The 25,363-nt window shown below is 49.4% G+C and carries 23 protein-coding genes, 1 tRNA gene and 1 pseudogene; 15 read left to right on the plus strand and 10 right to left on the minus strand.

What is annotated here, in order from left to right; translation table 11 throughout:
- From ACXJJA_RS08530 to ACXJJA_RS08555, 6 genes and pseudogenes are all read right to left on the minus strand, one after another.
- Positions 1–293 (minus strand): hypothetical protein (locus ACXJJA_RS08530; RefSeq protein WP_456487793.1); only part of this gene is annotated, 293 nt, incomplete at its 3' end.
- A gap of 22 nt (positions 294–315) precedes the next feature.
- Entirely contained in the window at positions 316–717 is a 402-nt protein-coding gene (locus ACXJJA_RS08535; RefSeq protein ID WP_456487794.1) for a CfrBI family restriction endonuclease, read from the minus strand.
- Positions 718–727: 10 nt separating this feature from the next.
- A pseudogene (locus ACXJJA_RS08540) lies at positions 728–1,285 on the minus strand (CfrBI family restriction endonuclease).
- Between the two features lie 3 nt (positions 1,286–1,288).
- Positions 1,289–2,698 (minus strand): DNA methyltransferase, encoded by a 1,410-nt coding sequence (locus ACXJJA_RS08545; RefSeq protein ID WP_456487795.1) that lies wholly within the window; start codon positions 2,696–2,698, stop codon positions 1,289–1,291.
- 347 nt (positions 2,699–3,045) lie between these two features.
- Positions 3,046–3,219, minus strand: coding sequence for a hypothetical protein (locus ACXJJA_RS08550; RefSeq protein WP_456487796.1), 174 nt, complete (start codon positions 3,217–3,219; stop codon positions 3,046–3,048).
- 3 nt (positions 3,220–3,222) lie between these two features.
- Positions 3,223–3,657, minus strand: a complete 435-nt coding sequence (locus tag ACXJJA_RS08555; RefSeq protein ID WP_456487797.1) for a DUF3796 domain-containing protein — start codon at positions 3,655–3,657, stop codon at positions 3,223–3,225.
- 745 nt (positions 3,658–4,402) lie between these two features.
- Here ACXJJA_RS08555 and ACXJJA_RS08560 point away from each other — a divergent pair.
- The gene (locus tag ACXJJA_RS08560) at positions 4,403–5,326 is read left to right on the plus strand and encodes a PP-loop family protein (RefSeq protein WP_456487798.1); all 924 of its coding nucleotides are present in this window, start codon (positions 4,403–4,405) and stop codon (positions 5,324–5,326) included.
- A gap of 20 nt (positions 5,327–5,346) precedes the next feature.
- Positions 5,347–6,144, plus strand: coding sequence for a tRNA (adenine-N1)-methyltransferase (locus ACXJJA_RS08565; RefSeq protein ID WP_456487799.1), 798 nt, complete (start codon positions 5,347–5,349; stop codon positions 6,142–6,144).
- Positions 6,145–6,675: 531 nt separating this feature from the next.
- Here ACXJJA_RS08565 and ACXJJA_RS08570 read toward each other — a convergent pair.
- Entirely contained in the window at positions 6,676–7,668 is a 993-nt protein-coding gene (locus tag ACXJJA_RS08570; RefSeq protein ID WP_456487800.1) for a tetratricopeptide repeat protein, read from the minus strand.
- 116 nt (positions 7,669–7,784) lie between these two features.
- On the opposite strand from ACXJJA_RS08570, the gene ACXJJA_RS08575 reads away from it, so the two are divergent.
- The 7 genes from ACXJJA_RS08575 to ACXJJA_RS08605 are packed head-to-tail and all read left to right on the plus strand — an operon-like array spanning position 7,785 to position 14,910.
- A complete protein-coding gene (locus ACXJJA_RS08575; RefSeq protein ID WP_456487801.1) occupies positions 7,785–9,077 on the plus strand; it encodes a formylmethanofuran dehydrogenase subunit B in 1,293 nt (430 codons plus the stop codon).
- 38 nt (positions 9,078–9,115) lie between these two features.
- A complete protein-coding gene (locus ACXJJA_RS08580) occupies positions 9,116–10,099 on the plus strand; it encodes a DUF128 domain-containing protein (RefSeq protein ID WP_456487802.1) in 984 nt (327 codons plus the stop codon).
- An 11-nt stretch (positions 10,100–10,110) separates the two neighbouring features.
- Complete coding sequence (locus ACXJJA_RS08585) at positions 10,111–10,569, plus strand: Lrp/AsnC family transcriptional regulator (RefSeq protein WP_456487803.1); 459 nt, start codon at positions 10,111–10,113, stop codon at positions 10,567–10,569.
- A 27-nt stretch (positions 10,570–10,596) separates the two neighbouring features.
- A complete protein-coding gene (gatE, locus tag ACXJJA_RS08590; protein ID WP_456487804.1) occupies positions 10,597–12,513 on the plus strand; it encodes a Glu-tRNA(Gln) amidotransferase subunit GatE in 1,917 nt (638 codons plus the stop codon).
- Between the two features lie 39 nt (positions 12,514–12,552).
- Complete coding sequence (locus ACXJJA_RS08595) at positions 12,553–13,017, plus strand: hypothetical protein (protein WP_456487805.1); 465 nt, start codon at positions 12,553–12,555, stop codon at positions 13,015–13,017.
- A 40-nt stretch (positions 13,018–13,057) separates the two neighbouring features.
- On the plus strand, positions 13,058–14,065 hold the full coding sequence (locus ACXJJA_RS08600; RefSeq protein WP_456487806.1) for an ATP-binding cassette domain-containing protein: 1,008 nt from the start codon (positions 13,058–13,060) through the stop codon (positions 14,063–14,065).
- Positions 14,065–14,910, plus strand: a complete 846-nt coding sequence (locus ACXJJA_RS08605) for an ABC transporter permease (RefSeq protein WP_456487807.1) — start codon at positions 14,065–14,067, stop codon at positions 14,908–14,910. Before ACXJJA_RS08600 ends, ACXJJA_RS08605 begins: the two co-directional genes overlap by 1 nt.
- A gap of 23 nt (positions 14,911–14,933) precedes the next feature.
- Here ACXJJA_RS08605 and ACXJJA_RS08610 read toward each other — a convergent pair whose 3' ends face one another.
- Positions 14,934–16,772 carry a PINc/VapC family ATPase gene (locus ACXJJA_RS08610; RefSeq protein WP_456487808.1) on the minus strand — a complete coding sequence of 613 codons (1,839 nt, stop codon included), beginning with the start codon at positions 16,770–16,772 and terminating at the stop codon, positions 14,934–14,936.
- Between the two features lie 118 nt (positions 16,773–16,890).
- Between ACXJJA_RS08610 and ACXJJA_RS08615 the strand changes: the two genes are divergently transcribed.
- The 4 genes from ACXJJA_RS08615 to ACXJJA_RS08630 all read left to right on the plus strand — a co-directional run bounded on the left by ACXJJA_RS08615 (position 16,891) and on the right by ACXJJA_RS08630 (position 19,576).
- Positions 16,891–16,988, plus strand: a tRNA-Leu gene (locus ACXJJA_RS08615).
- A gap of 29 nt (positions 16,989–17,017) precedes the next feature.
- Positions 17,018–17,947: an ornithine carbamoyltransferase gene (gene argF / locus ACXJJA_RS08620; protein ID WP_456487837.1), complete on the plus strand. Its 930-nt coding sequence runs from the start codon at positions 17,018–17,020 to the stop codon at positions 17,945–17,947.
- A 5-nt stretch (positions 17,948–17,952) separates the two neighbouring features.
- Complete coding sequence (locus ACXJJA_RS08625; RefSeq protein WP_456487809.1) at positions 17,953–18,465, plus strand: GNAT family N-acetyltransferase; 513 nt, start codon at positions 17,953–17,955, stop codon at positions 18,463–18,465.
- Positions 18,466–18,616: 151 nt separating this feature from the next.
- Positions 18,617–19,576 (plus strand): transcriptional regulator, encoded by a 960-nt coding sequence (locus tag ACXJJA_RS08630; protein ID WP_456487810.1) that lies wholly within the window; start codon positions 18,617–18,619, stop codon positions 19,574–19,576.
- A gap of 83 nt (positions 19,577–19,659) precedes the next feature.
- On the opposite strand, the gene ACXJJA_RS08635 is transcribed toward ACXJJA_RS08630, so the two are convergent.
- The gene (locus ACXJJA_RS08635; protein WP_456487811.1) at positions 19,660–19,950 is read right to left on the minus strand and encodes a GYD domain-containing protein; all 291 of its coding nucleotides are present in this window, start codon (positions 19,948–19,950) and stop codon (positions 19,660–19,662) included.
- Positions 19,951–20,903: 953 nt separating this feature from the next.
- Here ACXJJA_RS08635 and ACXJJA_RS08640 point away from each other — a divergent pair.
- Positions 20,904–22,130 (plus strand): RNA-guided endonuclease InsQ/TnpB family protein, encoded by a 1,227-nt coding sequence (locus ACXJJA_RS08640; protein WP_456487812.1) that lies wholly within the window; start codon positions 20,904–20,906, stop codon positions 22,128–22,130.
- A 43-nt stretch (positions 22,131–22,173) separates the two neighbouring features.
- Here the strand turns inward: ACXJJA_RS08640 and ACXJJA_RS08645 are convergent, their stop codons facing one another.
- Positions 22,174–23,424 carry a geranylgeranyl reductase family protein gene (locus ACXJJA_RS08645; protein WP_456487813.1) on the minus strand — a complete coding sequence of 417 codons (1,251 nt, stop codon included), beginning with the start codon at positions 23,422–23,424 and terminating at the stop codon, positions 22,174–22,176.
- 160 nt (positions 23,425–23,584) lie between these two features.
- Here ACXJJA_RS08645 and flaI point away from each other — a divergent pair, with 160 nt between their 5' ends.
- A complete protein-coding gene (gene flaI / locus ACXJJA_RS08650; RefSeq protein ID WP_456487838.1) occupies positions 23,585–25,351 on the plus strand; it encodes an archaellum flagellar ATPase motor FlaI in 1,767 nt (588 codons plus the stop codon).
- The last annotated feature ends 12 nt before the right edge of the window (positions 25,352–25,363 follow it).

The raw sequence follows: 25,363 nt of genomic DNA on the forward strand, positions 1-25,363 counted from the left end.
TACCCATGATGTGATTGAAGTATCCGCTCCTCAATTCCTTGGTTATAAGCTTGACCTATATATAATAATTTCCCTATTTTGAATTTTCCTTCTTGGGTTGGTTCGCCTGTTAACAACATATAAAACCCAAATTTATCAAATTCTTCAGAATCAATTTGGCTAAGTCTGTTTTTAAGGTTTTCGTAAAGTTTTCCTATATCATCGGGAACTATAAGTAATTCCCAATATCCGCTCCATCTCATTTCAACTCTCACAGGAAGTCTTGATGAACTTTCAAAGAATTTATACATCATTTTGACCTTTTTGTTTTCGACATCATTTCGTCAACTCCTTTAATTTCTTCAATATTTTGTATTCTTCCTTTGTTTCTTTCCACTCTTTAATTATATGTTCAATTTTTTCCTTCAATTCTTCAGAGGTCATATCTTCAGGCTCACTACATTTGACATTTCTTGATAAAAAGAATTTGTAAATCTCCTTCAATGGGTTTTCCTGCCGAAATTCTATAACTTTTACCCCTATTTTTTCAGATTCTTTTATCATCATTTCCGTTAATCTATCAATCAAAAATAGATCTACTTTCCTAGCTAATGCTTCATCTCCTATCTCTGGATTTCCTATTCCTAATAATTTTAATTCAATAGTAATAGGCTCTTTATTTCTGTTGAATACGATAGCATCAATTTCCCTGTTTTCAACCAACCCTTTCTTTTTCATCTCATCAAAATTAAGATTTAATCATCCTCTGAATCCCAAGAATTGTGAAAATCGCATACAAAAGGATCTTTTCTGTTTGCTTTCCTACTTCACTCCATGCTCCACCTTGAATGGTTAATTTCATTGCTTAGATGATATTAACAAATATGATGCTTTCAATATCGTCAAGCTCAACCTGTTCATTATCCTTTTTGATTATTATTTTAATTTTGTATGGGCTCTCGCTCTCTATTTCAGATAATAACAATCTAAATGCTTCCAAATTTTTCTTTCCAATTTCTAAACAAACTTCTTTCTTAGATGTCCCACCTGTCATATTTTTTACAGTTTTATCATTCAATCCACCATACCATAACAATTTGAATTTATTTTCTTTCCCCTTCTTTCTGGAAGTATCTTCCAATGATTTCTCAAGCCAATTATCTCCTCTTTTCTTATACTCAAAAATTTCCGCTGTTAATTCTTCTACTTTGTCAATAAATCTTTTGTTAATCGTGGCTAAAACGAATGTTCTATAATCTTGCCCTATCAAAATAGAATAGATGATTCTACTTATTAGTTCTTTCATTTTTCACCTCTTTATTTTTATATCTTCACGGATATGTTGAGTCGCTTCCTCTATTTTATCTATATTTTTCAGTAATCTTTCTTTTGTGGGTCTTCTACCTCTGATTGATGTGCCTTGAACTTTTTCTATCTGCTTCTTGAACTTTATCATTTGTTGAGCTACTATATCTGCTATAAAATCATCATTATCTGCCGTTACATCAGAATCGGCTACCTTTTGTAGAATTAAAATATATTCATCATCAATTTTCCCAATATCTGCACTGGCATATTTTCTCGTCTTATTTATATTTCTAAAATAGGTCTTTATTGGTTTAAATCCTATACACTTTGACATTTCAGCAAAGAATTTATAACTCTCTATTAATTCATATTCTAAGCTTGAGTTTCCGACAACGATTACGCATAACTTGCCCTTTTTGAGCACACGATTCATTTCTATCATCGCTCTAAGCATATCACCCAGATATTCAGAAAGTAATCTAAAACGATTATAAATAAAATGGGAATGAGCACCGATTTCATGTTTTCTGAATAAGTCAAAATTCATACCCAGCCAAAGCATATTATACATGTGAACTCTATAATAGTCCAACGCATTAACATACGGTGGAGAAGTAACAATTAAATCAACAGAATTGGTCTTAACTTCAAGTTCTCTCGCGTCTCCTGTTATAATTCTCACTTTTGGTGGATTTTTTACAATTTTTGCCATCTTCTTTAGTTCTTTTTCCATAGAATTTATTTTCTTTAAGAATAAGTCATCTACATCAAGTCCCCCACCATTTTCCACTAATGACCATATAGTAGCGGATAAAGCAACTCTCCCTAAATCATAAATATCATCGTGCCCGCCTTCCTCTTTAATTTCAAGGAGAGTTTCTCTTATAACCTCTAATTTTGATATTACCACTCTGTTAAAAATTTTACTTATTTTCCTGTTAGGGAGAGATTCTATTCTTTTATCAATCCTTTTATAGTCTAGATCTAAATACCTTTTCATTTTTTGCAGTTTCTCTTTTAAATACCTAAATTCAGTATTTGGTATCAAGGTAACTTTAACTTTACTTATTAAAGTAGCAAGTGGATTAAAATCATTGCCTATTGAATTTCTATTATTTAAGAAAGCTTCCACCAATGTTGTTCCACACCCGCACATGGGGTCAAGGACAGTTTCCCCTTCTTTTGTAAATAGTTTTATAAATGTCAAAGGGATTTGTGGAATGAACCTTGCGGGATATGAGTGGAATTTATGAGTTAAATATTGTGTTGTAAAATCCTTAAAATCCCAATCAATTTTATCCAATATTTGTAATGCTTCTGAAAAAGAATAATTACCATTAATTAATTCCCAGTATTCTTGTTCAGAAGTTTTTAATCCAGGTAATGTCGTTTGCTTTGTTTCGTATAGCATTTTCCTTGCCTATAATCCTCTAATAGTTTTGTCTTTTTTAATTTTTCTTCTAAGCTGCACCGCCCGATTTCGCCCGCCCACCTGTTAAGTGAAGGCGTAAGCCCTGAAGCGACTGTTAGGGAGCGAGGAGTCGAGCGGAGCGGTGGCATCATTTTTCTATACCTTTCGATTTCATTATACGAAAAATTCCATGACATATCAGGTATGCAAAAGCGAATATAGAAATAAGCTTCCATATTTCCCAATTCTTTGCCAGAATATCATACGTATACTCAGTAATTAAAGGAATGCCTGCAATCAGCACAATAGCAAGAAAAATGAGATTTACCTTTCTTTCTTCTCCTTCTTTATGCAATCTTTTTATCAATGAACCAAGAAATCCTCCAAAAAAGTCCAGCCCCTATTACAGCAGAAAATCTCGGATCAAACATACCAGTTGCAAAATACATACTAACAAGAGTTAGAGCAAAACCTACAAAGCCAAACAGCATTCCATATTTGAAGTCATTTAACTCTATCATTTTCTACACCTCTATCATTCCTATAACTCCAAGTATTGCTATAACTAAACCTATTATCCCAAGAAGACCCAAATATTTGAGTTCTTCTTTAAGATATTTGAAATGGGCAAAGAATGCAAAGAAACAGAAGTAAAATAAATACCAAGGCTCATGTAATTTGAAAGCTTCAAATCCAAGGAATCCTAAAAAGCCTAAAAATCCATTCATCCAGAGTTTATCTCCTAATTGCTTTCCTTTCTCCATTTTACTTCCTCCGTTCTTGAATAAGAGATACCGTCCTTCTATAATAAAAAATATAACACCAAGCAACACACCTTTTAAAATTCCTAAACCAAAACTACCCGCTAAACCCCTGCCTCCTGCAAGTCCTCCTATGATTGCCTGCTTTTCCTTTTTCATAGGCTTTGGCGGCAGGAGACCGAATGCCGCCTTTCTCACCTCCGTTAGCTGAAGTAATAATAGTATTAAGCAAGAGCCTTAAGACACTCCGAGCTCGGAGAAACGGCTGTAAGGCGGTGAAGGCTTCGACTAAGCGGGCTGGGGGCGGCTCCCCCCGCCCACGGCCGTCAACCAGCTTAACGTAAGGGCGATGATTGCTTGCACCACCTACAAGCCACCGTTCTTTAGACAGTGGTAGTTGGCAATATATCACCTCTAAATATTTTCTTTTAAAGCCGCCGCGAAGCCCAATTCACTTAACGGCACAGAGGATATGGGAAGTTGCGAAGCAATTTGGGTGAGCGATAGCGAGCCGCATATCCGCAAGATAAGCGAAGGTTCGGAGCGTTAGCGGCGAAATTTTGTTTATCTCGTTCATATCCGCATTGCGCATATCCTCCAACATACGAATTTCTACCATTTTATTGGCATACTCGTAACACTTCGTATATACCTCTCCCGAGCCCCATCTATAGAGCTTTTTTATTCGGCGTGCCTGCTCAAGGGGCATCCACGGATGTTGCCGACGCCCGTTGGTTAAGATGCGCCTGTCGGAGTGAAGCCCCCTTCTTCAGGAAGTCGCATTCTTCTTTGACCTGAGCCAATAACACCCGCTACGTCGCCCCAAATATTCATCGTATCTACGAAAGTTTCGCCAGAGGCAATTTTCCCCTTGCATAATTATAATCCCCCTTGTCCCCTTCTTCTCAAAAGGCATATTTGCATGCACCTTGAACATGTAAAGATGAAGGTCTGCAAACGGTGCAGAAAGAAAGAGGCGGACGTGATTCTCAGTGCTGTGCGTTTCTGCGATTCGTGCTTTATTGAGTATTTCGAAAGGCAAGTGCAACGTGCGATCGACGGCGAAAAACTCGGCGTGCGAATGTTCTCACGAGATGTCCGCATCCTCATGGCAGTCTCCGGCGGCAAGGACAGCATGACGCTCTGGAACGTCCTGGACGACCTCGGCTACGAGACTTGCGGGCTTCACATCGACCTCGGCATCGACGAATATTCTGAAGCCTCAAGAGCCGTCGTCGAGAGCTTTGCCGCTTCTAAAAACCTCGACCTGATAGTAGTTGACTTAAGAAAAGAATTCGGGAAAAGCCTAATGGAGCTGGCGGTGAGGGATGCGTGTTCCGCATGCGGATTGGTGAAGCGTTATTTGATGAATAAAGTTGCTTACGAGGAGGGTTTTTCGGTGCTCGCCACCGGACACACGCTTGACGACGAGTGCGCTACGCTTCTCGGAAATTTGACGCGGTGGAACTTGGAGTTTCTGCAGCGACAGCATCCGATTTTAGAAAGCACGCACCCGAAGCTCGTGCGTAAAGTAAAGCCGCTGTTCAGGATTTCCGACGAGGAAACGGCAGTATACGCAAGGATAAAGCAGTTGGACTTCGTAAGAGAGAAGTGCCCGCTGGCGAGCGGCGCAACCTCACTCAGCTACAAGAAAGCGCTGAACGAGCTTGAGCGGCGGCACCCCGGCTTGAAAAAAGCTTTCTACCTCGGATTTTTGAAAAACAAAGCGCTGTTCGGCGAGCAAGAGGGCTTCGAGCTTAAGGAGTGCGAAGCCTGCGGCATGCCTACGGCAAACGTCGGGCTTTGCGCGTTCTGCAAGCTTTTAGAACGCTCGAAGCGGCGACACGGTGAGGGGGAGCAAAATTAAACCTTTGTCCATCTAATATTATGGGCAAAATTGCCGATGGCGACGTTGTGCAGCTCGTGGACACGAAGCGTCGCAGGTATCAATTCAGAGTGCGACGGGGCGCTCAATTTTCCTTCCACAGAGGCGTCGTGCCGCACGACGAGCTCATCGGGCTTGAAGAGGGCAGCATCGTAACCTCATCGCACGGCGAACGTCTTTTCGTGTTTAAGCCAACGCTCGCCGAGTTCGTCCTGAAGATGCGGCGGGGCGCCCAAATCATTTATCCAAAGGACATTGCTGCCATTTTAATGCTCGCAGACATCTTCCCCGGAGCTCGTGTTTTGGAAGCAGGCACGGGCTCCGCCGCCCTCACGCTCGCTCTGCTACGAGCAGTCGGCGAGCACGGCGTTGTCATTTCCTATGAGGTCAGAAAGGACTTCTTCGAAGTCGCAAGACGCAACATCGAGGCTTTCTTCAGAAACATCCCCGAAAACCTCGTCCTCCGTGAGTGGAACATTTATGAGGGACTTGCCGAAGAGGACAAAAACCTTGATAGGATTATTTTGGACTTGCCTGAGCCGTGGCGTGTCGTCAAGCACGCAAAAGCCTCGCTGCGGGACGGCGGCATCCTCGTCGCCTACAACCCCTCCATCCTCCAAATCTTCAAACTCTCAAAACGCCTCGAAAAAACTGGTGGCTTCTTCCTCACCGGCATTCACGAGGTGGCTGTCCGCACTTGGGAAGTTGGGCAACGAAGCATCCGCCCTGAGCACCGCATGGTCGCACACACCGGCTTCCTCCTCGCCGCTCGCCGCTTGAGTGGCGCCGAAACTAAATAAGAGTTGGATGGGTTCTACAAAGAGCGGAAGAAAGATGGGGAGAGAACTAAAATGAAGCATGACCCATGAAGCTGGCGTCTTTATAGAGCGGCTGTTTTCCATGCGGAGGCGTGCTGGTTAGGGAGAAATTGTTAAGCGGGGATTATTTAGCTATGTGAGCGAGCTTGCGATGGTTGAGACCGAATATGCTCTATACAGGAAGCTCGACCGAGAAAAAGCAGCGAAGAGTGTCAAAGCCTCGTGTCCTGCGGCTTCATCCAGTTGAGGACATGGGCTCCATTTGTGAGCAGGCAGCCAAATATAAGTGTGAGAGGATACGACACTCCCCAACTGCCTCACACTGGTCAAAGAGCTTGCGAGCGCCCCTTCAAATGTTGAGGTGTTGTTCTTTGAGGATTTCGTCTGATGAGATGCAAGGTTTAATCCTACTCACGAAAAGTTTTTCTATTTGCTTCTTATTTTCCCTGCGTTTGCTCCTCTGAGTTGTTTTCCGAGCTGAAGACCCGTTGCATGCCATGATGACTTTCGCTTTCACTGTTTCACCTTTATCTTTTTCCTCCACTCCTCGTAGCGGCGCCTCGCCTCTTCCGCCATCTCTTTCATCCCTAACTTTTCATAAGCATCGGCTGCATGCTTCCACCACGAAGCATCGTTTGCAGCCTCCCTCCCACAATACGCCACGTATTTCTCCATTGCTGCCCTTGCGTTCTCAGCTTCGCCGAGTCTCTCGTAAATGTTAGCGACGTCTTCCCAGAAGGCGCCTTCCTCCTTAGCTTCTTTCACGTAGTAATCCAAGGCACGCCGCCACGCCGCTTTTGCATTTTCCTCGTCGCCAACTTCCTCGTAAAGCTTTGCGACGACATCCCAATACCAAGGCTCGTTTTCAGCATACCGCCAGAGGCAATCCGCTGCCCGCTTTTTCTCGCCAACTCTTTTCCAAAGCTCGTGCGCCTCCCTCCAGTGGTAACTATCTTTTTTCTCTTCAGCAACCCTCTCGTGAAACTCTGCCGCTTTCTTAAGCTCGCCCGCACGCTCGTAGCACCACGCCGCCGGCTCCAGCATGCCCGCACGCTCGTAACATTCCGCCGCCCTTAAATAATCGCCACGCATCTCATATTTCCGAGCTGCTGCCTTGTAGTTTCCAGATTTTTCCAAAGAGTGCACACTTCTAAGCCGCTCAAGCAGGCTCAGGTTCGGCTCTGACAAATACCAGAAACCAGCAGCGGCAGCCACAACGTAAGCTGCGACGACGTAGATGACGTGCAGCGGCTCTGTCCAAACATAGCACTGGTAAAAAGCATATGCCGACGACGCAAAGCCGAGCAGCGAGAGCGTGGTATAAAGCAACGCCCTTGCGTAAGCCAGCAGCGCAAGTAGCACCGTAAAAACCACTGCCAGCCCCGCAAACCCCACCCCCAAAACCAACCTCAATAGGAAAAGCCAGCCGAATCGGTAGACGAGGAACGCCGCCACGCTTATGACCACCACCACAATTGCCACAAGCGCAGCCGTCGTCTTGTCCATGTTTTTACTTGAGTGCTGGCGAGATAAAAAACGTTTTAATCGGGCGTTACGTTTAGCCAAAACACTTGCGGCGAAATCTAGTTCTAAAGGTGATATGAATAAACATAGGGGGTAACATGGTAGTGTTTGAGATGGCAGTCTGCCCGTTCTGTGCGTGCCTGTGCGATGACATTGTTGTGCGCGTCGAGGGCAACGAGATAAAGGAGGTTAGAAATGCCTGCACGCTCGGTGTGCGCAAATTTCTCGCTTTTAGGGAGAACAGGCTGGAAACGCCACTAATCGGTGGCGAGGAGCGGAGTTACGACGACGCTTTGCGGGAGGCAGCCGAAATTTTAAAAGGTGCGGAGAGACCTTTGATTTACGGGCTGAGCAACACGGGTTGCAGCGCCCAGAAGCTTGCGTTACGGCTCGCTCGCCGCCTGAACGGCATCTGCGACAACACGGAGTCGCTCTGCCACAATTTGTTCCACACGCTCCAGCGAGAGTTCAACCTTTTCTCTACGACGCTCGACGCCGTCAAGGACAACGCTGACGTCGTCGTCTTCTGGGGCTGCAACCCCGTGCACTCGCACCCTCGTCACCTCTCGAAATTTTCATACGCCGAAGGTCGCTTCCTCCCCAAAGGTATCACCGACCGTGAAATCGTGTGTGTGGACGTCGTCACGAGCGAGCTTGACAAGATTGCTAAATGGTTTTTACGGGTGCGTCCCGGGGCAGACGCTGCGGTCTGCGAGGCTTTGTGGACGATGGTCGGCGGCACTGCCGGCGGCGGTGGTGGTGAGGCGGCAGCGAGGAGCGTGAAGGCGTTGGCAGAGGCGGCGGGCGTTAGCGTCGAAGATTTGAGCAGGGTCGCCGAGACTTTGAAAAACGCGTCCTTCGGCGTCGTATTTTTCGGGCTCGGCGTCGCCGCCTCCGAAAACGCAAAAGACAGCGTCGCCGCCCTCTTCTCGCTCGTGGAGGCGCTGAGCGGAACAACAAATTTCGCAATGTTCCCAATGAAAGGGCACTTTAACGTCGTCGGCGCCGTCATTACGTTCCTACGAGAAACAGGATTCCCGTTCGGCGTGGATTTCTCAGGCGGAAATGCCCGCTTCGAACCCGGAAAGACGACTGCTCTTGACGTGCTTGAGGGCTGTGATGCCGCTCTCATCGTCGGTGCTGACCCCATAGCCTCGTTCCCTAAGGAAAAGGCAAAACTGCTGGCGAAAATGCCATTAATCGTGCTCGACCCGTTCAGGACGCCGACGGTCGAGGCGGCAGCCGTCACCATCCCGACGGCGCTGACCGGCGTCGAAACGGAGGAGACGGCATATCGGATGGATTGCTTGCCACTGAAGCTGAAAAAGCTCGTGGAGGGGAACAAACCCACAGACAGAGACTTTTTGCTTCAGTTGCATAATGCCGTCTGACCGCTTGCTTTTTCTTTACTTGCTACAACGATACAGAGATGGGAAAACGCGCGGACAAGAATTTCGAGACAAAACGCAAGCTACTCGAAATTTTGAGGATACTCGGTGAGAGTGATATGCCTCTGGGTGCGAGAGCGATTTCAGTAGAGTTGCAGCGGCGGGGCTTCAACATAAAGGAGCGGACAGTCCGCTACCATCTCAGTTTCCTCGACGCTATGGGATTCACCAAGAAGCACGGCAAGAAAGGACGCACGATTACAGAGCAGGGCTTGAGAGAGCTGGAAGAGGCGAGCCTTGAGGAGCGTCTCGGCTCTGTGAAAGCAAGGATTGAAGAGCTTATCTTTTTGACCACATTCGACCCTCTGCGGCGGGAAGGAAACGTCATCGTGAACGTCGCACTTATAGACAAGCGGGACTTTGAAAAAATTGTGGGGCTCTTTGAGGAGCTTTCCGCATACGTCGTAAGCCATTACGTCAAAGTAATAGACGAGAAAGAGCGGGTGGGTGGACTGCACGTCCCGCAGGGCAAGGTAGCGGTGGCGAACATCTGCAGCATCACGATAGACGGTGTCCTCGTGAAGAACGGCATCCCTGTTGAAGTGAGATATAGCGGCATCGTCCAGATAAGCAGCGGGAAGCCGCAACGCTTCATAGACGTCATCAGCTACGAGGGCACCTCCGTCGACCCCACGAAGGTCTTCGTGTCGAGGAAGATAACGTCAGTCTGCGACGCTCTGGCTAAGGGCACCGGCAGGGTAATCGCAAACTACCGTGAAATCCCCGCGATTGCGTTGGAGAGCGCCGCAAAGGTGATAAAAAGCTTGAAAGCCGCTGGCATCACCGGCGTGATTACTTTCGGCACAGGGCTCTCAGTTCTCGGCGTCCCTCTTCTCAGAGGCAGAGTGGGCATCCCTGTATATGCGGGCGTGAACGCCTTCGCTGCGGCGGAGGAACGAGGCATAAAAACCGAGACCTTGCCCATGCATACTGTTATGCCCTTTAAGGAGCTTAAGATGTTATAGGGGGGGTTCACATGTCGGAAAAGCTTGACGACCTCGACAAAAAGATTCTTTCCCTCCTCTTAGGGGATGCGAGGATTTCATACAGAGAGCTCGCTCGCAACCTTAAAGTCTCAGTAAATACCGTCATCCGCAGGATAAATGACATGAAGGAACGGGGAGTTCTGTTGAACTTCATACCCCTGATAGATGCGAAGAAGGTCGGACTCGACGTCACCGTAATCGTAGGCATAGTCGTCGAGGGCGGGCATCTCGTCGAGGTAGAACGAGAGCTGGCACGCCGCCAGGAGGTCTGTGCGGTCTATGACGTCACCGGCGAGTTCGACGCCATCATCGTCGCAAAATTCAAAAACACGACAGAACTGAACGCCTTCATAAAATCAACACTCGGCATGAAACACGTTCAGCGCACTTGCACCTTCGTTGTCCTCAACGTCGTCAAGGAGGACTATCGGGTTTATCTCCCGGAATGATTTTTGACTTCATGCAAATTTATGGTGATGGCGGAGCTTGACTACGGGAAGGTAGGACTGGTGGCAGGGCTCGAAATCCATCAGCAATTGGACACAAAACACAAACTCTTCTGTAAATGCCCCACGACGTTGCGTGCGAAGAAAGACTCAAACTTCGAGTTTTTTAGGTATTTACGGGCGTCAAAGAGCGAGCTCGGCGAAGTTGACAAGGCAGCAGAGGCTGAAGAGCGCTACCGCCGCACCTTCATTTACAAAGCCTACGACAGCACGTGCCTCGTGGAGAACGATGAGGAGCCGCCGCACGAGCTTAACAGGGAAGCGCTCGAAATCGCTTTAGAGGTAGCTCTGCTCCTCGACATGGACGTTGTGGACGAAGTGCACACGATGCGCAAAATCGTAATTGACGGCTCCAACACGTGTGGCTTCCAGCGAACTGCGCTCATCGCCACTAACGGAAAAATAGAAACTGAGGAGGGCGTCGTTAGAATAAACACGCTTTGTCTTGAGGAGGAAGCGGCGCAGAAGCTACTGGAGGAGAGAGGTTACGTCGTTTATTCTCTGGACAGGCTCGGCATCCCGCTCGTCGAAATAGGGACGGCGCCGGACATAAAAACGCCGGAACAGGCTAGGAAGGTGGCGGAGCACATCGGCATGATTCTGCAATCGACGGGCAAGGTCAAAAGAGGGCTGGGGACAATCCGCCAAGACATAAACGTCTCCATACGGGACGGCGCCCGTGTCGAGATAAAAGGCGTGCAGAACCTCGGAATGATAGAGCAAGTGATAAAGAACGAGGTGATCCGGCAGCTAAATCTTCTGGAAATACGGGACGAGCTGCGGAGACGCGACGCCTATGTCGAGCGTGAAATAAAAGACGTTTCTGAAATATTCAAGAATACGAAGTCTAAGGTTATCAAAAAAGCAGGACATCGTGTTTTCGGCATGTGCTTGCGGCGGTTCGGCGGACTCGTCGGCCGGCAAATACAGCCCGGACGCCGCTTTGGCAGCGAGCTTTCTGACATCGCAAAGAGATTCGGCGTCGGCGGGATTTTCCACACTGATGAGCTTCCCGCTTACGGAATAACCGAGGAGGAGGTGAAAAAGTTAAAGACGGCTTTTAACGCCAGCGACGAGGATTGCGTGGTTATAGTTGCCGCTGATGAAGAGCGGGCGGTGAGCTCTCTGAACGCCGTTTTGGAGAGGGCAGAGGTTGCGGTGCACGGAATTCCGGAGGAGACGAGGCGTGCCTTAGAGGGGGGGAACACCGCTTACATGCGTCCGCTGCCCGGCGCCGCTCGTATGTATCCAGAGACGGACGTGCCGCCCATCGAAATAACAGAGGAGATGCTGCGGAGAATAAAGCTACCTGAGCTTTTTGAGGACAGAAAAAAGAGGTATATGCAGGAGTATGGTATAAACGAGGAGCTTGCTGGGAAGATTGCCAGATCCATCAATTTTAAGCTATTCGAGGAAATAATGAGCATGTTCTCTTCAAAAGGAACGAAAGTGGAGATACCAGCGACGTTGGTCATTAGGACGCTCACGGACACCATGACGGAACTCATGCGGGAAGGTATAGCCATCCAGAACATCGAAGAGCCACATATCATCAAAATATTCGAGATGTTAGCCGCCGGCGACTTTAGTAAGGAAGGCATACCTGAAATTCTTAAAAATTTGGCAGCTAACCCGGAAAAAAGTGTTGGAGAAATAGTAACTGAGTTGGGACTGAAGACCATGCGCATTGAGGATGTAGAAAAATTCATAGAAGCAGTAGTTATGGAGAGGGCAGATTTTGTGAGAAACAGAGGGTTAAGAGCAATAAGTCCGCTGATGGGCGTCGTGATGAAGGAATTAAGGGGCAAGGTGGACGGGAAACTTGTAAGTGAAATGCTTGAAAATACGATAAAAAAATTCTTGAGCGAACGATATAACATCGAATGATAAAAATTTATATAACATGCACATATATTATTGGTGTGGGTGAAAATGAAGGTCGACATAAAAGATGGGAAGATAGTAGCAGTCGAAGACCTACGCATCGGGAAGAAGCAGTTGTTCCTGAAGAAGCCGATACCAGTGGAGCAGTATGAGGAACTTGAGAGAGTTGTGTCTTTCATAAAGGAGCACTTCACTGACGTTTATGTTGAGGAATGGACGGACAACGAGCTTAATAAATTCTTGGCGGAATGCAGCCCGTCACAGAAGGAATTTCTGAAGACGCTCGCAGAGAAGGGCGTAGTCACTGTGAACGAGCTCATGGAGCGAATCCGTAACATCGGTGTGAACATCACAGGCGGGCGAGGCATCGGCGCCATCGCCGCCGGTATTGTCAGGAAAATACGAAAATACAATAAAAAAGAGATATTTGAGAAAATAAGCCTCACGGAGTGGAGACTCCTGCCAGAATATCGAGAGAAAATAAGGAAGTTTTTCGAAGGGTCTTAATTTGCTGCTTCTGGAAGTTATTTAGTGACATGAGGATAAAATGGGATTTGTGGATACCATCATAGCGGAGCGCTTAACGAAGTGTTTTAACGGGCTGAAAGCCGTTGATTCCGTAACTTTCCGGATAAAAAGCGGGGAAATATTTGGACTACTCGGACCGAACGGCGCCGGGAAAACGACGCTGCTGAAGATGTTGGCAACGCTTTTAAAACCGACGGCGGGAGTTGCAAGGGTCTGCGGCTATGACGTCGTCGGTGAGGCTGATGAGGTGCGGCGGCGTATTGGCATCGTGTTTCAAGAGCCGACGCTCGACAACAAGCTTACCGCCTTCGAAAACCTCGACTTCCACGCCCGCATGTATGGCATGGACAAAGAAACACGGCGAAGACGCATCAAGGATGTCTTAAAGCTCGTAGGGCTTGAGGGCAAAGTCAACGTGCTCGTCGAAAACTTTTCGGGTGGGATGCAACGCCGCCTTGAGATTGCTCGTGGGCTGTTGCACAGCCCTGAAGTCCTGTTTTTAGACGAGCCGACACTCGGTTTGGACGTTCAGACTCGCAGGGGCATTTGGGAGCATATAAAACGGCGGAACGAGGAGGAGGATGTTACAATTGTCGTCACGACGCACTACATGGAAGAGGCGGAGTTCCTATGCGACAGGATCGCAATCATTGATTCCGGCAAGATAATAGCGGCGGACACTCCCGAGAAACTCAAAAACTCCTACGGCTCAGCATCTCTCTCCATCACCGTTGCCTCTCAGAGCGATGCGGAGCGACTGGCGGCTCGCCTCTCCGCTTTCGGGTTTGTTGAGGGCGTAAGCGTGCGGAACAACGTTGTCAACGTGCGTGGTGGCGGCGAGGCGAGTGTCCCGAGGCTCGTGCTTGCTGCGTTCGAGGCAGGCGTCGAAGTAAAGGCTCTGAATTTCAGGGAGTCAACGCTCGAGGACGCCTTCCTCAGGCTGACAGGACGAGAAATCAGGGATGAAGAGGGGAGCTTTAACGATTTCATAAGACGAGCGCACGTGCTGTGGCACAGGCGGCGGTGATGCGAGCAAGAAGCAGCGACAAGGTGGGTAAGCGGACGCAAGTCAAAATGAAGGTCAGAGTCCTAAACCCGGCGGCGATATACACATTGTGGCTGCGGGAAACCATCCGCTTTTTCAGGCTGAGAAGCCGAGTTTTAGGCTCCCTCGGCATGCCCTTGTTTTTCCTTGCGTTCCTCGCATTCCTCCCCGTGGAAGCTTCGAGCGTCCACGGCTTGCGTTACATCGACTTCCTGGCGCCGGGAATCGTCGGCATGACCCTGCTCTTTTCTTCGATGTTTGCAGGACTCTCCGTCCTCTGGGACAAGGAGTTCGGCTTCCTTCGGGAAATAATGGTGGCGCCAGTGAGCAGGGTATCGATAATATTGGGACGGATTGCGGGCGGCATGACGACATCGCTGTTCCAGGGCGTGCTGATGCTGCTTGCGGCGTTCCCCATGGGCTTCCGCGTCGAAGGGCTAAACGAAGCGGCGTCGCCCGCCGTCGCCGTTCTCGGCGGCGTCCTTCTTGCAGTATTTTTCATGATGCTGATTTCCGTAACGTTCATCGGGATGGGCGTGGCTCTCGCCTCGAAGCTCAAAGACATGTCGGGCTACTCGCTCGTGATGAATTTCCTGGTGTTCCCGATTTTCTTCCTGTCGGGGGCGCTGTTCCCCTTGGACGGCTTTCCGCACTGGGTAAGGACGCTTGCGTATGCAGACCCACTGACCTACGGCGTGGACGCCTTGCGGAAGTGCCTCGTCGGCGTCGGCGAGTTCCCATTGCTTCTTGATTTTGCAGCACTCGTGTTAAGCAGCATCGCAATGGTCTGGCTCGGCGCTTACCTGTTTGAGAAGACTGAAGTTTGATGAGTCGAGATGTCACTCCGACCTCAACTTCTTAAAATTCTTATCTGCCCACCATGTTTCAAGGTATTTAGCAGCTCCTTCCCGATTTTCGAGTTCTTCCCGACCCTTATTCTGTTCTTCTTGCCGACGACAGGAGAGAATAAAAACTCATTGTCAATATAAATCTCGACGTTCCGTCCGCTCACATCGTCCTCAAGGTTCAACGTCAAATAGTTCTTCGTCTCGGAGACCGAAAACGGAATCTCGACGCCTGCCGCTTCTTTTGTAGCTTCAGCTTCGATACTACGGGCTTCGACGTCGATGCTTATGCCGAGTTCGGCTTCGAGCTTTGAGACGTTGCGTCCGTCTCTGCCGATGAATCTCGCGATAGCATCGGGATGCACACGCACCACCGCTTTGTTCCCAACGATTTCGACCTCAGCTTGCCCGTCATAGCGGCGAATTGCCTGTAAGACCCTTTCAGCAGCGAGCTTTTCGATGGGCGTCTGCGTCGTCACGTTTCTAACAGGGATAACAACGTTCTCCTCGCCGTATGTGTAAATTTCGTATTCGAGCTTCCCGGTTTCAAAATCTCGAATCTCAACGACCGGTCTCGCCAAATCTGCCTCGGTCATGCCCGTCGGCACCTTCACGGTCATCGAAACCTCGTAAACCTTCTTTATCTCGCCGTCCTTCACGTAAATAATCGTGTCGATGACGCTTGGGATCATCCCAAGGTCGAGCCGCCCGACGAAGCGCTGCACCGCATCTATGGGGTTGGCGGCGTGCACCACGCCTATCATCCCAACGCCCGCAAGTCGCATGTCTGCAAAAATTCTGAAGTCTGACGTCTTCCGAATTTCGTCGAAGACGGTGTAGTCGGGACGAACCAAGAGTAGGATGTCGGCGATGCTGCTGAAGTCGCCTCTTGGTGCGCTGTATTGCGTGATTTCGGGTCCGACTTGCAAATCTCTCGGCAGCTCCAGTGTTTTCACAACCTTGCCCTTCGACGCATAAAAGTTTGCGAGGGAGCTTGCGAACGTCGTCTTCCCGGAGCCGGGCGGACCGGCGATTAGGACGCCTTCGGCTCGCTCCTCAAACCGTTTCATCAGCTTCTCCGAAAGCTTGTAGTCTCTAAGGGAGAGCTTGACGATCGGGTGGACGATGGTGATTTCAGTGGCGTCGGCGAGCGGGGGTCTTGCGATTGCGATGCGGAATTCGCCAAGCTGGACGACACGCCCGCCGGGGATGCTTTCCTCGATGAAAGCCTCCCGCCGCATCCTTATTGCTTCGTTAATCTCTTTTATAATTTGGAGAAGCTCCTCTTCGGTGCACGGCTCCTCCCTGATCTGCAATAGCTTGAACCTTCCGACCTTACCACGCTTTGCGAGCGGCGGTACGCCCTCCTTCAGATGCACGGACATGGTATCGTCCGTGAAGAAGCGTTCGAACGAAAATTTCTCACCAATGATTTCCACAGGGACGTAAATGGATTCGACGCCTTCCGCCTCCGCCACTAACGACTGCACATAGTCGCAAGTCATTAAAGTGGCGCCCTCGCTCTTCGCTACCCCGATAATTAAAGCGTCGAGCCGCCCGCTGCTCGCAAGCCGTATTTCGTCGAAATTCGGACGCTTGCCTGCGAAACGTAGCGGAACGCCTCGCTCCTCGCAAAGTTCACGGAGACGCTTCACGCTCCGTAAGCCCTCAAAGCCTTCCTCTCTGCCCTTCGACGCCTGCGCCTGCAGCTCGTCGAACGCCGCATACGGGACTATTATCTCGGATGCGTCTTTCACGACGTTCTCAGGCTCGCAATGGATGAGCGCCGAGGTGTCCATACATATCTTCTTGCTCATTTCGCACTTCACTTCCTTTAATTGCACAGTTATTTTCTATTGAGAAGATAAAACACTGTCGACACGCCTCACTACTCAAAGCAAACTTCAGCCGCTCACGAGCTTAAGTCGTATCATTATAAAATGTAACGCCAAATATTTAAGTGCGGGGGTTGCCGAGCTTGGACAAAGGCGCAGGACTTAAGTCGCATGGAAGAAATCCTGTTCCGCAGGGATGCGCGGGTTCGAATCCCGCCCCCCGCATTGTGCTGGCGCGGCGGAGCGTGACAGGAATGCATTTCATCTCGATGGGCGATCTCACACCCGAGGAGATAGAAGCTTTGCTTGAGGAAGCCACTAAGCTTAAGGCGGAACGGGCGTTTCAGAAGCTCCGTGACGACTTAAAGGGCAGAATTTTGGGGCTAATCTTCGAGAAACCCTCGACTCGCACCCGCGTATCGTTCGAGGTTGCGATGTTGGAACTCGGCGGGCACGCTCTTTACCTGAATTGGAACGACCTCCAGCTCGGGCGGGGCGAACGCATCAAGGACACCGCTAGAGTCCTCTCCGCTTACCTCAGTGCAGTCATGATTCGAGCGTTTAAGCACGAGACGGTCGTCGAGTTTGCGGCGCACGCCTCCATTCCGGTGATTAACGGGCTGACGAACCTTGAGCATCCGTGCCAGACGCTCGCCGACCTCCTCACGATAAAGGAGCGTAAGGGACGGCTTTCGGGACTGACGCTTGCATGGATTGGCGATGGCAACAACGTCTGCAACTCGCTACTCCTCGGAGCGGCGAGTGTTGGCATGAACGTCTGCGTTGCGTGCCCCAAAGGCTACGAGCCTCCAATCATAATTTTAAAACAGGCGAAAGCGTTAGCTGAGAAGAGTGGCACCGAAATCAAAATAGTGAAAGAGCCTGTGGAGGCGGCTGCCGATGCTGACGTCCTCTACACCGACGTTTGGGTTTCAATGGGCGACGAGGCGGAGCGCGAGCCTCGGCTAAAGGCTTTTCGACGATACCAAATAAATGAGCGATTGTTGGGCGTCGCAAAAGGCGATGCAATAGTCATGCACTGCATGCCCGCGCACGTTGGCGAGGAAATTACCGAAGACGTGATAGAAAGCACGCACTCGGCAGTCTACGAGCAGGCTGAGAACAGACTGCATGCGCAAAAAGCTTTGCTCCTGAAGTTGTTGGCGTCCCGTGATAAATATTAGGGCGCATGCTTCCGAGGGTGTTTGTGGTTAAGGCGTTGCATGGAGGGGAGCTCCTGCGAATACGAAATTTCGAGCCTAAGGACTTGGACCGCGTCATGAAAATCAGCAGGGAGGGCAACCTCGAGGGCACTTCGGCAATTTATCTCGAAGTTTACGAAATGTGTCCCGAGGGCTTCTTAGTGGCGGAGGTTGGCGGCTACGGCGTCGTGGGCTTCGTCGTCGTCCTGCTTTCGACGCCTGCCGAAGGTCGCATCTTCGCCATCGCCGTCGATAGAGACTTCAGAGAGCGTGGCATAGCCACCGAGCTTTTGAATGCGGCGTTTGACATTCTTATGAGCTGGGGAGCGAAGTCCGTCAGGCTCGAAGTCCGTGTCAACAACTACGTGGCACGCCGCCTTTACCGGAAGCTCGGCTTCTCCGACTTCGGCTACGTCCCCGCTTACTACAGCGATGGCGAAGCCGCCATCCTCATGCGTAAGCCTTTGTCGGATAAAGCAAAATCAAGCATGCGTGCGTAGTTTCGAATCGTGCTGAGACACTTGCCCCTTTGTGGGTATCACGCTTTGTGAGTATCACGCTCACAACATCTTTCACCCATCCCGATAGGCGAAAAGTAAGCTTTATATATTTGAAATACGGAAAATTTTATTAAGTTCCCAAGCTGGAGCTATGAAAGAGGTATTGCTCTCTAAAGTCATGGATGTGTTGCATGAGGGCGGTTTTGTGCTCTCAGAGCGGTGTAACACGAAGAGCTTCGACTTCGCCGCTCGCCGTGAGGATGTTTTGCTGTTGGTGAAAGTCCTTCGGAATATAGATGCGTTCGGCGAGGCTGCTGCCATCGGGATAAAAAGAGCGGCGTTCTGCCTCCTCGCCTCGCCCCTCCTCGTAGGCGAGAGAAAAGGCGCCTTCCCGCTGGAGGACGGCGTCGTTTACCGACGGCACGGCGTCGTTGCTGTAAATGTGAACACATTACGGGATTATTTCGTGATGCACATAAGACCTTATGTCTATTGCGCCCCCGGCGGGCTTTACGTAAACATAGACGGCGAAGAGATGAGGCGGGCACGAGAGCGGAAGGACCTCTCCCTTGGAGACGTCGCTTCCGAGCTCGGTCTCTCAAGAAGGTGCGTCCGTAAGTATGAGGAGGGCATGAGCACGAATATAGAAGTTGCACTTAAGATGGAAGAGCTCCTTGAAACTATGCTCATTAAGCCACTGGAGATAACGCAGAGGGTATGCGATGCCGAAATTCCCAAAAACCTGAGCGACATATCCAACCTAGAGCGGTATGTCCTTTGCATGATGACACGGCTCGGCTTTAATGTCTTCGAGACCATACACACCCCGTTCAGAGCAGTCTCGCAGCACGAACTCGACAAAATTCTCACGGGCGTGCTGCGGTCCACGAAAAATATTATAAGGCGCGCTAAAATCGTAGGCAGCATCTCCTACGTCACTAAAACAAAATCCGTCCTCATCGTGAGCGGTAACGTCGAGCACGAAAGCCTGAGCAACACCGCCGTGATACGAAAGGACGAACTCGAGCAGATGAGAGATGTTGATGACTTCACCGACGTCGTAGAAGAAAGATTAAAGTCGGAAGGGCGGATGGGCGCTCTTGGCTCTTGAGCATGCCTCTGTTAAAATAACCTCCATCTCTTGCTTTTAAAAGGGTAAAAAGCAGCATTTTACTAAAAAAGAAAATAGAAAGTTTATTTTTTCTTCATGCTCTCTATAAACTCATCGACTGGGATTGCAGGCAGCGTCATCGTTTGTATCGTCCCTCGTGCGCCGAGCGCAATCGCAATCTTCGCAACAGTCTCATTATCAGGTGCCTCAAGGATGTTCACAAAGTCGTAAGGGCCGAAAATCAAATATTGGGCGAGGACTTTTGCGCCCATCTTCTCCACTTCTTCGTTGACCTCCTTTATTCGCTCAGGTCTGTCCCGCACTGTCTTTCGCCCCTCGTCGGTCAGTGTCGTTAGCATCACATATATCGGCATGCTCTCCCCCTCTTAGAAAGCGTCACCGTATTATTTATAAGTTATGTTTATTCATTAAAAATCCATAGTGGGACTCTCGTCTCGAATGTCGGAAGTCTTGTCCGAAGAGTTTTGACAAATGTTAAAGTGCCAAAATTCGAGAAGGGAATGGCAGGACAAACCGTCGCTGAGAAAATCTTAGCAAGAGCCTCAGGTTTCCCGAGAGGCGAGCCGAGGGCTTTGTGGAGGCAAATGTGGATTTGGTCATGATTAATGGCATAACTGGTCCGCTGACGGTCGAAGCGCTCGAAATGCTCAGCAAGCCGAGAATTTGGGATACAAGAAACTCGTGATGCTCCTGGACCACCAAACACCCGCCGCCGCCCAGTCTGCTGGAAATCAGAAGCTTCTGCGCGCTTTTCGTCGAAATTTGGAGTAGGGGCGCTTTACGACGTTGGGGCGGGCGTGTGTCACCAAGTGGTGCCTGAGAGAAGCACGTGGAGCCGAGGATGCCGGTCGTCGGGGCGGACTCGCACACCTGCACCTACGGCGCCTTCGGGGCTTTCGCCGCAGGGCGTAGGCTCGACGGATGCGGCTGCCGCCCTCGCTCTTGGGAAACTCTGGTTCAGGGTATCGGGGGAGCATGCTCATACCCGTCTCCGGCAAGCTCAAATGCTTCGTCACGAGCAAAGACATTATTCCGCACATCTTCGGCGAGGTCGGGGTGGACGACGCCGCTTACTGGGGGCTCTGACGCTGTGGCAGGCGGTCGTGGTTAAGGCGGAGACACTCAAGGCGGAGTGGCGTGTCCGCAAGAGCGGCGAACGCCGACATCGTCAGAGCGAGCGTTGAAGCCATGATAGACGGTATAAACAAACTTCTATAAAATGTCGCTAAGAGGACCACCGATTTCAATCGGTGGGTGGGGAAGGTGGGGGAGGAATATTAAATACTTAATCTAACAATTATCTAACATGGGAAAAAAGTTAGTAAGAACGCTGTGTTTCAAACTCATCCCAGATAATCCAGAATTACTCGATGAACTTATGCTTGAATTCCGCAATGTGTTCAACCAGTACCTCGAAGCCTGCAAAAAGCTGAACACCACGAATAGAAACAAGCTTGAGAAGTATCCCGTTAAGTCAAAGCTCATTCAGAACACAAGACAGATGGCAAGGGAGAAGGCGAGAGAAGCTGTGAAATCCTATTTTGAACTCAAAAGACAGGGAAAAGAAGTCTCATTCCCCAAAGCAAGAAAGAAGCCAATGCCGGTTAGGATGAACTATAAGGAGGGTTACATCGTTAAGGAAGCTTTTACGGTTAGGATATCCGTCTACCCAGGAATTCACGTTCATGGAAGACTCGAAGGGAGTGAGTTGGATTTTGCCTATCTCTACAATGCTTTAAGGGGAAAGTATGATATAGGAACTGCTGAACTGCTCAAGAAAAACGATAAATTCTACCTGCACATAACCATAAGCGAGGATTTTAACCAGTCTTACGAACCCAAAACCTTCATCGGAATGGATGTGAACGAGAACTCCGTTGCCATAACAGCTTTAGACGAAAACGGAAGAGTGTTAAAATCAGCGATTCTGGAATTCAACGAGCTGAAATTCCTTCGACACAGGTTTGACATGATTAGAAAACGTGTTCAGTCTAAGAAGCCATCCATGTTAAAAGTACTGGGAAAGCTTGAGAAGAACACAGTAAAAGACTGGTGTCACAAGATATCGAGGATTGTAGTTGAGTTTGCTAAGCAGTTCGAGAGACCTATCATCGTAATGGAAAACCTTAACGGATTGAGAGAGGCAATTGATTACGGGAAGAGGATGAACCGTCGCTTGCACAAGATTCCCTATGCGATGATTCAAAAGTTCATAGAGTATAAGGCGTTGTGGGAAGGAATCTTGGTTGAGAAGGTCGACCCTCGCAACACCTCGCATACGTGTCCCGTATGCGGGGAGAGAGGAGTCAGGAGAAAGAGACTTTTTATGTGTAGCTGTGGACTGCAAGACCACGCAGATAGAGTGGCTTCGGTAAACATAGCCAAGCGAGGATTGATGTATTTGAAGGAAAATGTGCCACTCATCAAGAGACTTCCTGCTTTGAGGAAGGTGAGATGGGTGGCAGCGGGGCTCGTGAACAGCCCGACTCCAGCCGTAGTGGCGTGTTTATCTGGGGGAAGCCACTCGTTTTAACGGGTGGTAGTTCATAATTCGCAAAGCGGTGAGTTGGTGACGACTAAGAGGATTTAAGCTGGCTTCGCGCGAGCGAGAAAAAGAGTGGCACTGCGGTCTTTGGATGCATCAACAGCCTCCATAACATAGGTAGAAGCGCTGACGACTGATAGTCCATGTCCCCTTTTTCCTCTACCATTTTTAACAGTCTTTCGTCGTCTAACACCCTAAAAATTCTGTCCAAGTCCTTATCCCCCATCTTGCATCTTAGCCTGTGCAGCAGCATGCCAAAGCCTATTTCTCTTCCTATTTCCCGCCTCCACATGCCGTCGTAGCGGCTTACGACCTTCTCTCTTGCTGCCGCCTTCACACCCGCCGCCTCTGCCGCAAGCATCCCCGCAAGCTTCCCGCATTTCATCCCGTAGTAAACACCGCCGCCGGTTACCGGTTTCACCTGCGCCGCAGCGTCCCCGAGGAGCATAATTGAGGCCGCCGCCGTCAGCTTCGGCGGCCCCAGCGGAATTATCCCTGTCAAGAAATCGAAAGAAGACCCTTTGAACTTCCCTTCCTTTCTTAAGCGTTTTAAAAACAAGTCGAGCCGCCGAAGTGGCTCGCCACCAACTGTTACATCCACACAGAGCCCCAACCTCGCAACTCCTTCGCCGACAGGAATCGCCCACGCAAAGAAACCCGGAGCGATACTTCTTCCAAAAAACAGCTCTACGAAGTTCGTGTCGCATTCATAAACGCCACAGACCTGCACGCAGCTCAGCAGGCGGCGTATCCGCAGCCCTAACGCTCTTTGCATTATCCCAGAGGCGCCGTCAGCACCTACGACCACTTTTGCCGTTATTTTCAATTCTTTACCCTCACAAATGATTTTTAACTCGTTCGGCGACTCGCTGCCCCTCTTTATGCCCACAACCTTGCTTTGCATTAAAAAATCCGCGCCGCTCCTCGCCGCCTCCTCAGCCAACAGCCTGTCAAATACGTCTCTTCTTATCACAAACGCTTTCTTCTCTCTGCCTTCCACGGTCAGGGGGCGGAACGTCGGCGGGTGAAAGACCGCACCGCTAACCTCGTTGCACACGCATTTCCTGAATTTCGAGCGCAGCTCGCTCTCAGCCGCAGCCCGCACGCTTATCAAGCCTGCACACTGTGCTGGCTCTCCAATTCTGGTGTGCTCTTCAACGACAAGTGTCGAAACGTGCTTAGCTGCGTATTTAGCGGCAATGCATCCTGCGGGTCCGCCACCAATGACCACGACGTCGTAGTCCATACTGCTTGTTTCGTCAAACTCATATTTGCAGCTCACGCAAGGACATTTGATACTTTTTTTGAAAATTATTGAATATTTTTTAAAAGGCTTGCTCAAAAAATGTGAAAGGTTGAAAAAGAATTAATGATGCGTTTGGAATTAAGGATGAAATAACCGTTTGATTTTTAAGTTGGAGGTGAGGCGCGTGTCGACGCCCATGGCGCTCCCTTTCGACACGTTGTATGAAATGGAAGAGCACAACGAGGACCTTAGGAGTTGCGGCGTATTCAGGATGCTCCCTAAGGACGGGAAGGAATATGTGGAAAAAAATACTCATGTCCTTCACTATCTTCACGTAATCCCTCTTGAAAAAATAGGCGTGCCCAAATTTTATGAAAAGCTTTCGAGGGAGCTGAGAAAATTAAGGTATCCAAACATCATATACCCGGTGAGCGACGAGATTTCGGTCCACGTCTTCCCGGACAAGGAGGACGTGCGCAACTATTACATCCCGATAGAGCCTTCGATGTTTCAAGACCTAAGCGATTTGATAATGGAGGTCGAAAAGAAGCTCATTGACGTCATTGATGAAGTGGTTCGGATAGAAGACCAAGAAGAGAAAAAAGCGCTGCTGGAAAAGTATATAGACAAAGTATGCGTGGTGAGCAACAGCAACGGGCGGCGGCGACGCCTTTTCAATGGTAATGGCGGACGCCTTTTCAATGGCAATGGCGGACGCCTTTTCAACGGCTTCTTAAAATTCAATAACAACGGCGGCATCCTCGTGACGCAGGAGCAGTTAAAGGCTATCAAATACCTAATGGTCAGAGACAAAGTGGGATTGGGCGTCCTCGAGCCCCTAATCCAAGACCCCTACATCGAGGACATCTCGTGCAGCGGCATCGGTTCGATATTCGTCGAGCATAAAATCTTTCAAGCCTTGAAGACGACCATCCGCTTCGACGAGCCCAAAGACCTCGACGACTTCATAATCAAACTTTCAGAAAAAATAGGGAAGCCCGTCTCATACAGGAATCCCATCGTGGACGCCACGCTCCCCGACGGCTCTCGTATAAATATCGTATTCGGCGAGGACGTCTCGAAGCGTGGCTCGAACTTCACGATTCGTAAGTTCAGCGAGACGCCGCTCAGCGTCCTCGAGCTCATAGAATTCGGCACTTTCAACTACATGATGGCTGCCTACTTTTGGCTTCTGATGAAGGAGGGCATGAACTTTTTCGTCTCCGGCGAGACCGCTTCTGGAAAGACAACGACGCTGAACGCACTCACGACGTTCATCCCACCGCAGTTCAAAATCGTTACCATCGAGGATACGCCCGAAATACAAGTGCCGCACCCGAACTGGACTCGTGAAGTCGTCAGAGGGAGCAATGAGGAGGGAAGAGCCTCAGTAACGATGTTTGACCTCCTGAAGGCTGCGTTGCGGCAACGCCCTAACGAAATCATCGTCGGCGAGATTCGGGGTGAAGAGGGCAACATCGCATTCCAGGCGATGCAAACCGGGCATAGCGTCTGCGCTACTTTCCACGCAGCGTCCGTCGAAAAGCTCATCCAACGTCTCACCGGAAACCCAATAAACGTCCCGAAGACGTATATTGACAACTTGAACTTCGTCATCATTCAGAGTCAAGTGCGCACTCGAGACGGACGACTCGTGCGCCGTGTGCTCAGCGTGAACGAAATCGTCGGCTACGACCCTGCTACAGAATCCTTCGCCTTCATCGAGGTTTTTAGCTGGGACCCTGCGAGGGACCGCTTCGTGTTCAGCGGCAACATGAACTCGTATTTGCTTGAGAACAAAATAGCTGTAAAACGAGGGATGACGGGGAAGAAAAAGAGGGAGATTTACCGAGAGCTTGAGAAGCGGGCGAAGATTCTGAAGAAGCTGCACGAGAGCGGCATCACGAACTTCTACGACCTTTTTGCTGCAATTTCAAAGATTGAGAAAGAGGGTGTAGTGTAATGACGGTATAGG

The organism is Candidatus Alkanophaga liquidiphilum (assembly GCF_053996935.1).

Excerpts from the sequence above, each read along its gene's own strand:
- ACXJJA_RS08535 (WP_456487794.1), bottom strand. The coding sequence starts at position 717 with ATGAAAAAGAAAGGGTTGGTTGAAAACAGGGAAATTGATGCTATCGTA.
- ACXJJA_RS08550 (WP_456487796.1), bottom strand. The coding sequence starts at position 3,219 with ATGATAGAGTTAAATGACTTCAAATATGGAATGCTGTTTGGCTTTGTA.
- ACXJJA_RS08635 (WP_456487811.1), bottom strand. The coding sequence starts at position 19,950 with ATGCCGATATATGTGATGCTAACGACACTGACCGACGAGGGGCGAAAG.
- ACXJJA_RS08605 (WP_456487807.1), top strand. The coding sequence starts at position 14,065 with ATGCGAGCAAGAAGCAGCGACAAGGTGGGTAAGCGGACGCAAGTCAAA.
- gatE (WP_456487804.1), top strand. The coding sequence starts at position 10,597 with ATGGCGGAGCTTGACTACGGGAAGGTAGGACTGGTGGCAGGGCTCGAA.
- ACXJJA_RS08570 (WP_456487800.1), bottom strand. The coding sequence starts at position 7,668 with ATGGACAAGACGACGGCTGCGCTTGTGGCAATTGTGGTGGTGGTCATA.
- ACXJJA_RS08585 (WP_456487803.1), top strand. The coding sequence starts at position 10,111 with ATGTCGGAAAAGCTTGACGACCTCGACAAAAAGATTCTTTCCCTCCTC.
- ACXJJA_RS08625 (WP_456487809.1), top strand. The coding sequence starts at position 17,953 with ATGCTTCCGAGGGTGTTTGTGGTTAAGGCGTTGCATGGAGGGGAGCTC.
- ACXJJA_RS08575 (WP_456487801.1), top strand. The coding sequence starts at position 7,785 with ATGGTAGTGTTTGAGATGGCAGTCTGCCCGTTCTGTGCGTGCCTGTGC.
- ACXJJA_RS08580 (WP_456487802.1), top strand. The coding sequence starts at position 9,116 with ATGGGAAAACGCGCGGACAAGAATTTCGAGACAAAACGCAAGCTACTC.
- flaI (WP_456487838.1), top strand. The coding sequence starts at position 23,585 with ATGGCGCTCCCTTTCGACACGTTGTATGAAATGGAAGAGCACAACGAG.
- ACXJJA_RS08560 (WP_456487798.1), top strand. The coding sequence starts at position 4,403 with ATGAAGGTCTGCAAACGGTGCAGAAAGAAAGAGGCGGACGTGATTCTC.
- ACXJJA_RS08600 (WP_456487806.1), top strand. The coding sequence starts at position 13,058 with ATGGGATTTGTGGATACCATCATAGCGGAGCGCTTAACGAAGTGTTTT.
- ACXJJA_RS08640 (WP_456487812.1), top strand. The coding sequence starts at position 20,904 with ATGGGAAAAAAGTTAGTAAGAACGCTGTGTTTCAAACTCATCCCAGAT.
- ACXJJA_RS08565 (WP_456487799.1), top strand. The coding sequence starts at position 5,347 with ATGGGCAAAATTGCCGATGGCGACGTTGTGCAGCTCGTGGACACGAAG.
- argF (WP_456487837.1), top strand. The coding sequence starts at position 17,018 with ATGCATTTCATCTCGATGGGCGATCTCACACCCGAGGAGATAGAAGCT.
- ACXJJA_RS08630 (WP_456487810.1), top strand. The coding sequence starts at position 18,617 with ATGAAAGAGGTATTGCTCTCTAAAGTCATGGATGTGTTGCATGAGGGC.
- ACXJJA_RS08545 (WP_456487795.1), bottom strand. The coding sequence starts at position 2,698 with ATGCTATACGAAACAAAGCAAACGACATTACCTGGATTAAAAACTTCT.